Genomic DNA, 10,606 nt, shown 5'->3' with positions numbered 1-10,606 from the left:
GATGGAAATTGATCTTGATCAGAGTCCTCGCATAACACGATCGGACCGGCATCTTTATATTTCAATAGTGAATCAAACGGAATGGCACGTGAAGCAAAAATCACCCCATCGATAAGATGGCCACGAAGTTGTTCTAACGCTTCGAATTCCTTTTCTTGATGATACCCTGTCTGAAAAAGCACCAATTGGGTATTATGCTTTATTGCTTCTTCAGCAATTCCTTCCAGGAGTTCTGAAAAATAAGGATGATTAATTGTTGGCAGTACGACTCCAACCATATTGGTCTTTCCGCGGGACAAATGAACAGCATTAATATTAGGGCTGTAGTCCAGTTCTCTTATGGTTTTCAAAACTGCTTCCCGTTTATCTGAACTTACATAAGGATGATGATTCAACACCCGTGACACAGTGGAAACCGACACTCCTGCCAGTCGGGCAATTTCTCGGATATTAGCCATTAATAAAACCTCGCAAAAAATATTCTTGACATGAAACGCGTTCCATAAATTATCGTTTATACAAACATATTTTAAAGGAGCTGTCACTATGGTTGCAGGAATTACAATGTTAGCAGGATTATGCCTATTTGAAATCATTTTAGCAAAAATTGCATTAGGAAACGCGGATATAGAGGAATTTAATTTCGAAGAATTCTTTAATGGAAAAAATTAATTCTATTAAAGGAAAACACAAAGTGTTGCCGAAAATTAAGTTAAGGATTTTAGAAGTAAATTTGTCACTTAAAAATGAAATGAGCATCACTATAAAAGGAAAGTGTTACAATAATAAGAAGTTCGAAAAAAAGGGAGAATTTGAAACTTTTTCCCCTGGTCTTCCGTAAATATTTACGTCAATAAGAAAGAGGTGAAATAAAATGGGCAAAACAAAAAAGGTGATCGCGAGTATTTCTGCCACTGCTTTGATGATGGGGATGGCTGGTTGCAATAACAACCAACAGGCCATTCCGGACCGGGATTGGGAACCGGATGTATCTGGCGATGAAGGGCAGGATTGGAATTCTGAGCAGGGCCAGGATATTCCTCCTGTACCAGAAGGGACCGATTGTTCAGACTGGGAATGGGAGAACGAAGATGGTGTCTGGGAATGTGATGATAACAACTCTCCATATTTTGGACATTACTTTTTCGCGGGTATGTTCTTTGCGAACCGATCATTACTCTATAAGAGCAATGACTATATGAAGTACAAGAACAGTTCATCATTTAAAGGAGCAAGACTAGACAGTAATTATAAAAACACTTCGCCAAAGGGCAGTTCAGGATTCGGCAGCGGGTCAAGAAGCACTACTGGCGGTTAAGGGAGAGAAAAATTAATGAATCTATATTTGAATTTTGCCGCTTATTTAGGTCTTGGATTGCTTTTGCTAACGGCAGGGGTTGGCTTGTTCGTACTGGCTACTCCAAAGATAAAGGAGTTTGAACTGATTGGCAAAAGAAATATAACAGCAGCTCTTTCGCTTGGTGGGAAAATGCTGGGACTTGCAATCGTGCTGGGAGCAGCAGCGGAATATTCGGTATCCCTGCTGGATATGGCTATCTGGGGCTCAATTGGAATTTTTACGCAAATCATTGTATTCTTTGTCGCTGAGGTTGTTACGGTCAGATATAGCCTCCAAAAAGCGATTGAAGAAGACAACCGTTCTGTGGGTGTCATTCTCTTCTCACTTTCCCTTGCTGTAGGCTGGATTGTTGCAAAAAGCCTTTCTTATTAGGAGGAGAAAACATCCATGAAAAAACTAACTTACTTTGTTCATGATGGAAAAGACAACTATGAACCATTATACGAATATACGATCCCAAATGTCGGGATAGATGAGTTTTATGCCCGCCAGCTTTGCACTTATTTCATTATTAAAGGAAGCCAGTATGAACTGATATCCAATGAGATGGTTGGGGATGAAGAAATACTCGTTCTTGAGGACAGGGGCAGGAACAATTATGTCCTCGATGAGAAAAGTTATCGTGGAATGGGCATCCACGTGGAATTCCGCAGGTACAAAGAAAGCGAGAACTATAAGTTGCTTTCAGCTGTTCCTTGCCGAACTCACCTTGATGTAATCCGCTATTTGTTAAAGGATATTGTTGATGTTCCTAGCTTTGGCCAGATGGCTGTTACCTCTACGGAAGTTGATGAAGATCGGGGAGTTTACGTCCTGTATGTTAAAGCCATTGGTGAAAACGGCATGGAATAGGAGGAATTCCATGGAAGACTACAAGACAAAGAGAGATAATTTTTATAGAGAAATCAAGAATTTCTGGCCTGATTTGTATGGAGAAGAATATGCTCTATATGATATATCCAACATTGATCAGGGGGAAGTTGAAGCAATCAGGAATTGTACAACTAGAATTGGAAAAATATTTTTTAAAGTTAGTGAGCTCCTTAGAAATGTTAACCCGGATACCTTAAGGGAACTCGGGTATCCGGATGAAACCCTCGATTTTATACGGCTCAGTACGTTAAATGTTGAAAGCGTAATTGCTAGGCTTGATCTGATTAAAACTGAAAATACATACAAGTGCATCGAGATAAATTCTGATACTCCAACATTCATTAAGGAATTATTTAACGTAAATGGATCTGTAGCTACTCAATTTGGGCTTGGGAACCCAAATGAGGGAATGGAAGATCAGCTGGCCAGAGGTGTCAGGTCAGCTGTCGCTTCATCAGCCAAATGGCTGGAGGAGATAGAGCCATATGTGGTTTTCACCGCACATGAAGATAATATTGAAGACCGAAATACAGTCTTATACTTGCAGAATTTATATGGTCTCCCTTCCAGGTTCCTTTCACTAGATAAACTAAAGATTATACCGGAGTCTGGACTCTATGATGAAACAGGGCGCAAGATTGACATCCTCTACCGGCAGACATTCCCGATAGAAAGCCTGATTATGGATGAAGACGAATCAGGAAATAAAATCGGTATGTGGCTGCTTGAGCTCGTTAAAAAAAAGAAATTGGCAATGATTAATCCTCCGTCTGCCTTCTTATTGCAGAATAAGGCTGTGCAGGCGGTAATATGGGGATTACATGAAAAAAACGATTCGTTTTTTACACCCGATGAGCATGAATGGATTAACGAATATTTTCTGCCTACTTATTTGGAAGCGGAGCCGTTTTTAACGAAGCAAGTTCCTTTTGTCAAAAAGCCTATCTTCGGGAGAGAAGGAGACACAGTCGAAATATACAGTTCCACTGGTAAACTGATAATGGAAGAAAAACATAAAAACTACCATGATGTCCCATCCATTTTTCAGCAGTATATCGAACTGCCCACTGTTACATACAATTCAGAAAATGGTCAGCAAAAAGGACATGTTTTAACAGGGAGCTTTCTTGTTAACGGAAAATCATCCGCGCTCGGTTACCGTGTCGGAGGAGAAATTACAAACAACCTTTCTTGCTTTTTACCTGTAGGGTTGTCTTAAGAGAAAGGAGGCCCATTCATGTGGATTTTACAGAGGTTGTTTACCAAACTGCTGAAAGTCAGTCTTTTGAAAATCACCTTGATCGTTCTCGGAGTGATCCTATTAAGCAGCTTGATTATCAAGACACTTGAACCAGAAACTTTTCCAAGATACCTTGATGCAGTTTGGTGGACAATGACCACGGTCGTGACGGTTGGTTACGGTGATTACTCACCCAGCAGTGATTTAGGCCGCATTTTTACGATGGTACTGCTATATACAGTCGGGATTGGTGCAATGGGTATTATCATTGGCAAGATTTTTGATAGTTTGACTTTGTATAAAAAAATGAAGGAGGAAGGGAAGTTGGCATATAAAGGGAAGGACCACTACATACTGATCGGCTCCTCCAAAGATAAACTTAGTAATGTTGTTGAGGAGATCCTGAACTCCAATAAAAAGTGTGATATAGTCATCGTCGATCACAGCAATGAGTCACCAGTGCAGCATGACCGAGTACATTTTGTCAGCGGAAACCCTGCTGAAGAAGAAATACTGATGCAGGCAAATATCCTCGAGTCCAAATCAGTAGCCGTCTTTACGGATGATCGGATTGAGTTTCCTGAATACGCTGATGGGAAAACTTTGCTTATAGCATCAAGGGTAGAACATATCTCGAAACAATCCAATAGAAATATTTATACGATTGCTGAAATTATGAAGGAAAAGCATATTGCGTTGTTCGAACATGCGAACATCGATGAATTTATTTTATCCAATGAATCAGTATCTAAACTCATGGCTCAGGCTGCAATCTTTCCTGGTTCGAGCAAGCTGTTTAAACAACTGCTCAGCAATATGGAAGGAGAGAACCTCTATAAAATCGAGAAGAAGCCGCATTGGACCACTTATAAGCAAGCGGCCATGGAGCTCTTTGACCACGGAGCAACACTCATATCAGATGGACACGCGCTTGACATTGCCAGAAAACATAATGAAGAAATTCCGGAGGGTACGGAGATGTTTGTCATTTGCGATGAGGCAACCTATAAAAAATTATGCAGCTAAACCTCCTTCAAAAATATTCTTCTCTTTTGGTTTAAAATATCTTTAAAAGGATATAATAATCACGCAAGGTTAAATTGCAATTTTTTTAATCGCTAGGAGGCAACAATTGTGGAACGTGGTAAGGTAAAATGGTTTAACAGTGAAAAAGGATTTGGATTCATTGAGCGTGAAGGCGGCGAAGACGTATTCGTACACTTCTCAGCAATTCAGGGAGAAGGCTACAAATCTTTAGATGAAGGTCAAGAAGTTACATTTGAAGTTGAACAAGGCCAGCGTGGCCCACAAGCGACAAACGTACAGAAAGCCTAACTAAGGATACCTAAAACAGACTCAGATTTTATGGGTCTGTTTTTTTGATTTGACTTTTCCGTAAATATTGTTGCTTTTGAGTAAAATTCAAAAAAAGAACCACATCCCTGATGTGCCAAATTAAAATCCAAAAAAGGAACTGATTATATTTCGTTTTCTGAATTTTCTTAAGGAAGAAACAGGTGCTATAGATTGTAGTTGTTCCTCCTTGGCCACTTGTTCCTGCTGTGCTGCGGCTTCCTCCATGCTTGTAATCACTTCTTTCAGCCTTGCTACCTCATTTTGTAAATCCTCAATTTCCCTGCGGTGCTGTAGGATTTGATAAGATACAACTTCATCAGCCTTTCTGTTAAGCCTGTTTTCAAAATCCTCCATGCGCTCAATTAGCTTATCCAATGCGATATCCGGTTTAACAGCTGGGATTGTCGCTTTTCTATGCTTTCTTCCTTTAATTTTTAAATCCTGCAATAAAACTCCTTTATTAAGCTGATCTTTGATGTCTTTTAAGATCTCAATACTTTCTTCGGAAAATTGGTAATGTCCTAACTCCGTACGCTCCATTTGAAGGTTTGCCTGCTTCACCCAGCGTTGAATTGTGCTAGGTGAAACGCCGAGCAGCTTTGCTACTGCGCTAGTATTCATCAAAATCCCTCCTTGTTATAGTAAAATTTCGCTTTTTAATTTTCTATTCCTTTGTCACTGACAAAACTAGTTGAGTTTCGTCAAAGAAAGTGTAGAAACATCACCATATACTCTTTTAGGTAAAACTGCCGCAACTTTATTATAATAATCAGTCGAGTTATGTTATTTTTTATCAAGTTATCCATTTTTTAAAGAAAACTGCAAACTTTTTATGGTAAAGGATGGTAATATTAGAGTAGCGATTTGGGGGGGGAATCATCATGATAAAGAAACCTATTATTAAAAAAATTGTGGTAACTGGACTTCTTATTTCCATGTTTATGTAGGTTACCTCCATTACAAAATAATCCAGCACACTAACATGGATGTGCCCGTGAATGCTGATTATATGATAATTCTAGGAGCGCGGGTTAAAGGAACAGTTCCTTCATTGGCTCTGCAATACCGTATTGACCACGCTGCAAATTATCTAAAGGAAAACCCCGGTACTATTGCGATCGCCTCCGGTGGGAAAGGCCCAGGGGAAGACATATCAGAAGCCGAATGTATTAAAAGGGAACTAATGCAAAATGGAATCGAGGAATCAAGGGTTCTCCTCGAAGACAAGTCCACTGACACATACCAAAATATTAGGTTTTCTAAAAAGTTCATTCCTGAAAAGGCTGAAATTGGCTTAGTGGTGACGAATGATTTCCATATCTTCCGTTCCAAGATGATAGCAGACAATGAAGAACTGAAAATAAATGGATTGCCTGCAAAGACGCCAATTCAGGCAGTGTTGAAATCCTATATAAGAGAATACCTGGCGCTGACGAAATATTTCATGATCAATGTTTTCAGGTAGGTATAAAGCAGTAAAGAAGATGAGGTGAATGTATGAACGCTCCAGGGATTGTTTTGAATATAGTGGCATGGGGTACTATTTTCATTCTGGCAAGACGTATCTATAGTAAACAGGATTTAAAACCAATTATATGGAAGCTGGCAGTTGTTATTTTTGTTGGCTTATTCTCTTTTTCTATTAACCTGCCATATATGGACCAACAGATAAAATTAGCCATCCTTCCGCTTGGTGTATGGATTTTATATGGAATCTATTCTCGGAAAGAGGAAGGGAAGAGCTGGGAGAAGTATCGGAAATATGTGTGGTTAGGTTTCTTCGCCAATTATATCTTTTTAGCAGTGTCGCTCATTCTTCCACTGGTGCATTCAGGCATTTATCCTAAAAGTGATATATCAACTTATATTTCGGTTATCACCGACGGACATATAATTAAAACGCATCCGTCTGCAGCCAATAAAGCATTAGACCGGAGCTCTTTTCGTGATCAATTAGATAGTATCAAAGAAGAACCTATATATAGTGAGAAGTGGTATCAAGAAGCATTTGAGTCTGGACTGGAACGTGCAAAGTTGGATGAAAGATTCCCCTATCAGCTTTCTGGAACCGAAGCAAAATGGGGGAGCGGGATTCAGCCAATGATTTTTGTGGAACGAGATGGTAAAGGGGTTTTGATTTCAACAGGACAAAAGCAAGTATACTTTCGTGCCGAAAAAACTTTTCTGATGAAGGGGGAGTAGCTTTATGCGAAAAAAGGTGCTGGTGACTCTTTTAATTCTTACTGTTGGTGTTATTTTATATTGGAATTATCTCGCTCCTCCATCAGCCTTTCCTAACAAAGAGAAAATAAAAAAAACCCTGATGAATCCATATAACGGAATACACGTAGAGGAAATCCAGGACATCATTTTTCTTGATGATAGGCATGTATATATCCCTTTCACTACAAAAACGGAAAGTCATGGTATAAGCTTTTGGGAATGGAAGAAGCATAAGTGGGAATTAGTAAGCTATTCTAGTGGAAGCATGCCGCAAATTTGGAAAATTGACTCTGATGACCCTGCAACACATTTTATTATGTGGAATTTTCATCCAGAAAATAATTTGGACAATTTGACGTTTTATTTGATAAAAGATCGTGGTTATTCCATCACTGAGGGAAAGCATCAGTATGATCCGAGTATTCAAATGGATTTCAGTGCAGAGGTCGGAAAGTATTCATACGGTTACTCCCCAATTCCTTCAGAGTGGCAAACATATATGGAAACAGAAAATAAGCTGTTGAAAGAAAAAAATCCGAATCCTTTGTTTGCTGATTATTTTCCTCCAGTTCATTATTATTTTGGCTGGCAAACAACAAATAAGGACGGTAGGGTGGAGTTTCCGTCATTCCCTGATCGTAATGGCTTTGGCAGCGGTGGTCAATCTACAGAGACTCTTAGATTTTTAAACGAAAATGAGGTTTATTAAACACCAATTTCCTTTATAGGAGTTTACTTGAAAGGTGAAACCTTTTTATTAAAAAGAACGTAATATTATCGGAACATGTATAAAGGCGGGAGTTTATTGGATAATTGGCTGTTTATTTTTATTGGTAACATATTCGGAGGTATTTTAGTTTTTTATTTGTTGATGCTGTTATTCTCAGGATTTGAAATTGATTCTGTATTTTTTATCGGAATCTTTTTGTTCATCCAGTTGAGCTTCATCACTACATTGGTCTTCAACTTAATGCACAGAGTTCAAAAACTTGAAAAAAGAGCCGAAGTAATGGAAAATCATTCAACAGGATCCAAATAGGATAAGCAGCGTAAGGGTTTTGTAGAATAATGTAAAAAAAGGAGAAAAATAAGATGATTACCAAGCGCTTGATGAAAATCTCAGTTTTAATAAGTCTATTTGTTTTAACTCTAGGAATCTATACTTTTCCTGCCTTTGCTTCCAATGATAATGAGGAGGATGCCATTAACGAGAAATATGGACTTCCCATTGTTGTATATGGGGAAGCACTTTCTGATAAGCAAAAAGATGAAGTGAGAAATCTCCTTGGAGTCAAAGATCCTGCTAAAGTAAAAGAAATCGTCGTAACAGGAAAAGATCTTGTGACCTATATTGACGGAGATGAACATTCGAACATGTATTCATCTGCGAAGATTACCAGGAAGGATACCGGCGAAGGACTGGTGATCAATCAGATTACTCCTGAGAATATTACTGAAGTAACTGACGAGATGTATGCCAACGCTCTGTTGACAGCTGGGATTGAGGACGCAATTGTGGATGTCGCCTCACCTGTCAAGGTGACAGGGCATTCTGCATTAGTGGGAATTTATAAGGCATATGATGAGGGTGAAGGAACAGCCCTGGATAAGGATCGTACAGAAGTTGCGAACCAGGAATTGGACCTGGCAACAAAACTGGCTAAAAAAGAGGGGCTTGACCAGGATAAAGTGAGTGAGCTCCTGACAGAAATCAAAAAAGAAATTGCTGCTCAGAACCCAGCAACAAAAGAAGATATCGAGAAAATAATCGATGAAAAGTTAAAGTCACTGGAAATACAGCTTAACCCTGAAGACAGGCAACTTCTTGTTGACCTGTTCAATAAGATGCGCGATTTGAACATCAATTTTGACAATGTTAAAACTCAGTTAGAAAACCTTTCTACAGATATCCAGAAGAGAATCGAGGAGGCAGTAGGGGACAAAGGTTTCCTGGAATCAGTCTCTAACTTCTTTAAAGAACTAATTGAAAGCATTAAGAGCATCTTTTCTTAAAACAGAGGATTTTTCCTCTGTTTTTTGAATGTATAAAAGAGTCTGCAAAATGAAAGATAGTGAGGAGATCTTCAATGAAAATACGTCAAGCTGAAGAACGAGATACAGAGAATTTTGCAAAACTGATTCAAGAGGTTGAAAGTACCACTAATTTCATGCTTTTTGGACCTGGTGAAAGAAAATTCAATCCTGAGGCTCAAAGTAAAATGATTCAGACTCTTAGGGCTGAAGATAACTCAAATATTTTCCTGGCTGAAGCTGAAAGTGGACTGGCAGGCTATTTAATTGCAAAAGGAGGAAGTGCAAGCAGAACTAAACATACAGCTTATATTGTTATTGGAATTAAGGAAGGTTTTCGCGGCTGCGGAATCGGCACAAGACTTTTTGAAGAGCTTTTTAGCTGGGGGGTTGAAGTTAAGATTCACAGATTGGAATTAACGGTGATGACAGAGAATCGGGCAGGGGTCTTATTATATAAGAAGATGGGCTTTGAAATTGAAGGAACCAAGAAGGATTCATTGCTTGTCGATGGTCAATATAAAGATGAGTTCTATATGGCTAGAATAATCTAAGTAACTGGATCAATTACGATGACATAAAGAAAACAGGCTAAATACGCTTGGAACAAGAGCTTTTTTAGCCTGTTTTAAATGCATAAAGTTCTATACATTGAGGCAAGTTTCTGACATGTTCCGATTCAGGATTGTTGCTGAGCTTCCCATTCTTCCCTTAATAATCCCATTTTTATTGAATCATAGTATTTCCCGTTATAGAGTCGACATTTCCTGATTCGAGCCTCTTCTACCATTCCCAGTTTTTTACCGACCGTAAGCATCCTAGAATTGCCAGACCAGGTAGTAAAGCCGATTCTTGGAATAGGAAAGGTTTTAAAAAGGTGTCCAATCCAAACTTTTAATGCCTCTGTCCCATACCCGCCATTCCAAAATTCTGGAAGATAAATGACAATCCCAATTTCTAGCCATTGAGAAGATTCATGTTCCCAGTAATATGTCACCATTCCAATAATTTCATTTTCTACTTTGATCAGATATTTTCTGTCATAGCCTTGATTGATCAGGTTCGACATTTGTTCTTTAAACTTATCAAGGTTTACTCGCCTGAGAGGATAGTAAGGGGCATCCCATTTTTTCCATTCAGGATGTTCGTCATTGTGGATTAGGCTCCACCATGTGTCCAAATCCTGATTTTTAATTTTACACAATATAACTTGTTCACCTGATAAAATATCTGGTGTCTGCATGTTTCCGTACCTCCTTAATAGATATGAGGCTAGACGCTTATGGTTAACTAATTCTCTTCAATTCTAGTATTTCCTGCGTAAGAACAAAAATACAAAAAATGTTCAAATCGACAGAAAAAGAGACGCTGAGGACAGCGTCTCTCAGTTTGTCGACAAAAGGGGTTCGGAATGTTCTCATTCCGAACCCCTTTTTGAATTTCAGCGGATTTTTCATGGGAAATAGACTCTCTTAGCTTTAATTCTAGGCCATTACTGGACTTCTCCATGTCCAGTTGGCCAT

Annotated in this window: 16 protein-coding genes and 1 pseudogene; 13 read left to right on the top strand and 4 right to left on the bottom strand. The window is 38.9% G+C overall.

Features of this window, described 5'->3' with window-relative positions; translation table 11 throughout:
• Positions 1 to 458, bottom strand: a 458-nt coding sequence (locus ACH0QE_RS16980; protein WP_415801753.1) for a LacI family DNA-binding transcriptional regulator, incomplete at its 3' end; no start/stop codon positions are given.
• 88 nt (positions 459 to 546) lie between these two features.
• Between ACH0QE_RS16980 and ACH0QE_RS16975 the strand changes: the two genes are divergently transcribed.
• From ACH0QE_RS16975 to ACH0QE_RS16945, 7 genes are all read left to right on the top strand, one after another.
• On the top strand, positions 547 to 672 hold the full coding sequence (locus ACH0QE_RS16975; RefSeq protein WP_415801752.1) for a hypothetical protein: 126 nt from the start codon (positions 547 to 549) through the stop codon (positions 670 to 672).
• Between the two features lie 202 nt (positions 673 to 874).
• On the top strand, positions 875 to 1,318 hold the full coding sequence (locus ACH0QE_RS16970) for an aminotransferase yhxA (RefSeq protein WP_415801751.1): 444 nt from the start codon (positions 875 to 877) through the stop codon (positions 1,316 to 1,318).
• 15 nt (positions 1,319 to 1,333) lie between these two features.
• Positions 1,334 to 1,732 carry a DUF350 domain-containing protein gene (locus ACH0QE_RS16965; RefSeq protein ID WP_041965731.1) on the top strand — a complete coding sequence of 133 codons (399 nt, stop codon included), beginning with the start codon at positions 1,334 to 1,336 and terminating at the stop codon, positions 1,730 to 1,732.
• A 15-nt stretch (positions 1,733 to 1,747) separates the two neighbouring features.
• Positions 1,748 to 2,212 carry an RNA helicase gene (locus ACH0QE_RS16960; RefSeq protein ID WP_415801750.1) on the top strand — a complete coding sequence of 155 codons (465 nt, stop codon included), beginning with the start codon at positions 1,748 to 1,750 and terminating at the stop codon, positions 2,210 to 2,212.
• 10 nt (positions 2,213 to 2,222) lie between these two features.
• Positions 2,223 to 3,452, top strand: a complete 1,230-nt coding sequence (locus ACH0QE_RS16955; RefSeq protein WP_415801749.1) for a glutathionylspermidine synthase family protein — start codon at positions 2,223 to 2,225, stop codon at positions 3,450 to 3,452.
• Between the two features lie 18 nt (positions 3,453 to 3,470).
• On the top strand, positions 3,471 to 4,499 hold the full coding sequence (locus ACH0QE_RS16950; RefSeq protein ID WP_415801748.1) for an ion channel: 1,029 nt from the start codon (positions 3,471 to 3,473) through the stop codon (positions 4,497 to 4,499).
• A 108-nt stretch (positions 4,500 to 4,607) separates the two neighbouring features.
• Positions 4,608 to 4,808 (top strand): cold-shock protein, encoded by a 201-nt coding sequence (locus tag ACH0QE_RS16945; RefSeq protein WP_023614065.1) that lies wholly within the window; start codon positions 4,608 to 4,610, stop codon positions 4,806 to 4,808.
• 120 nt (positions 4,809 to 4,928) lie between these two features.
• On the opposite strand, the gene ACH0QE_RS16940 is transcribed toward ACH0QE_RS16945, so the two are convergent.
• Positions 4,929 to 5,450 (bottom strand): MerR family transcriptional regulator, encoded by a 522-nt coding sequence (locus tag ACH0QE_RS16940; protein WP_415801747.1) that lies wholly within the window; start codon positions 5,448 to 5,450, stop codon positions 4,929 to 4,931.
• 260 nt (positions 5,451 to 5,710) lie between these two features.
• On the opposite strand from ACH0QE_RS16940, the pseudogene ACH0QE_RS16935 reads away from it, so the two are divergent.
• The 6 genes and pseudogenes from ACH0QE_RS16935 to ACH0QE_RS16910 all read left to right on the top strand — a co-directional run bounded on the left by ACH0QE_RS16935 (position 5,711) and on the right by ACH0QE_RS16910 (position 9,637).
• Positions 5,711 to 6,294, top strand: a pseudogene (locus ACH0QE_RS16935) (YdcF family protein).
• 32 nt (positions 6,295 to 6,326) lie between these two features.
• A complete protein-coding gene (locus ACH0QE_RS16930) occupies positions 6,327 to 7,031 on the top strand; it encodes a hypothetical protein (protein ID WP_415801746.1) in 705 nt (234 codons plus the stop codon).
• Between the two features lie 4 nt (positions 7,032 to 7,035).
• Entirely contained in the window at positions 7,036 to 7,761 is a 726-nt protein-coding gene (locus ACH0QE_RS16925; protein ID WP_415801745.1) for a hypothetical protein, read from the top strand.
• Between the two features lie 96 nt (positions 7,762 to 7,857).
• Complete coding sequence (locus ACH0QE_RS16920) at positions 7,858 to 8,091, top strand: hypothetical protein (protein WP_415801744.1); 234 nt, start codon at positions 7,858 to 7,860, stop codon at positions 8,089 to 8,091.
• A 53-nt stretch (positions 8,092 to 8,144) separates the two neighbouring features.
• Positions 8,145 to 9,065: a DUF1002 domain-containing protein gene (locus tag ACH0QE_RS16915; protein ID WP_415801743.1), complete on the top strand. Its 921-nt coding sequence runs from the start codon at positions 8,145 to 8,147 to the stop codon at positions 9,063 to 9,065.
• A gap of 74 nt (positions 9,066 to 9,139) precedes the next feature.
• Complete coding sequence (locus tag ACH0QE_RS16910; RefSeq protein ID WP_415801742.1) at positions 9,140 to 9,637, top strand: GNAT family N-acetyltransferase; 498 nt, start codon at positions 9,140 to 9,142, stop codon at positions 9,635 to 9,637.
• A gap of 125 nt (positions 9,638 to 9,762) precedes the next feature.
• On the opposite strand, the gene ACH0QE_RS16905 is transcribed toward ACH0QE_RS16910, so the two are convergent.
• Together ACH0QE_RS16905 and ACH0QE_RS16900 are read right to left on the bottom strand one after the other, a co-directional pair.
• Positions 9,763 to 10,326 carry a GNAT family N-acetyltransferase gene (locus ACH0QE_RS16905; RefSeq protein ID WP_415801741.1) on the bottom strand — a complete coding sequence of 188 codons (564 nt, stop codon included), beginning with the start codon at positions 10,324 to 10,326 and terminating at the stop codon, positions 9,763 to 9,765.
• A 47-nt stretch (positions 10,327 to 10,373) separates the two neighbouring features.
• A partial coding sequence (locus ACH0QE_RS16900; protein ID WP_415801740.1) for a hypothetical protein occupies positions 10,374 to 10,606 on the bottom strand: 233 nt, incomplete at its 5' end.

The organism is Mesobacillus sp., from assembly GCF_047739415.1.
Taxonomy (GTDB): Bacteria; Bacillota; Bacilli; order Bacillales; family Cytobacillaceae; genus Mesobacillus.
This window is presented reverse-complemented; position numbering and strand designations above follow the sequence as displayed.

Coding starts and splice junctions, on each gene's coding strand:
- ACH0QE_RS16975 (WP_415801752.1), top strand. CDS start 547: ATGGTTGCAGGAATTACAATGTTAGCAGGATTATGCCTATTTGAAATC.
- ACH0QE_RS16970 (WP_415801751.1), top strand. CDS start 875: ATGGGCAAAACAAAAAAGGTGATCGCGAGTATTTCTGCCACTGCTTTG.
- ACH0QE_RS16965 (WP_041965731.1), top strand. CDS start 1,334: ATGAATCTATATTTGAATTTTGCCGCTTATTTAGGTCTTGGATTGCTT.
- ACH0QE_RS16960 (WP_415801750.1), top strand. CDS start 1,748: ATGAAAAAACTAACTTACTTTGTTCATGATGGAAAAGACAACTATGAA.
- ACH0QE_RS16955 (WP_415801749.1), top strand. CDS start 2,223: ATGGAAGACTACAAGACAAAGAGAGATAATTTTTATAGAGAAATCAAG.
- ACH0QE_RS16950 (WP_415801748.1), top strand. CDS start 3,471: ATGTGGATTTTACAGAGGTTGTTTACCAAACTGCTGAAAGTCAGTCTT.
- ACH0QE_RS16940 (WP_415801747.1), bottom strand. CDS start 5,450: ATGAATACTAGCGCAGTAGCAAAGCTGCTCGGCGTTTCACCTAGCACA.
- ACH0QE_RS16930 (WP_415801746.1), top strand. CDS start 6,327: ATGAACGCTCCAGGGATTGTTTTGAATATAGTGGCATGGGGTACTATT.
- ACH0QE_RS16925 (WP_415801745.1), top strand. CDS start 7,036: ATGCGAAAAAAGGTGCTGGTGACTCTTTTAATTCTTACTGTTGGTGTT.
- ACH0QE_RS16915 (WP_415801743.1), top strand. CDS start 8,145: ATGATTACCAAGCGCTTGATGAAAATCTCAGTTTTAATAAGTCTATTT.
- ACH0QE_RS16910 (WP_415801742.1), top strand. CDS start 9,140: ATGAAAATACGTCAAGCTGAAGAACGAGATACAGAGAATTTTGCAAAA.
- ACH0QE_RS16905 (WP_415801741.1), bottom strand. CDS start 10,326: ATGCAGACACCAGATATTTTATCAGGTGAACAAGTTATATTGTGTAAA.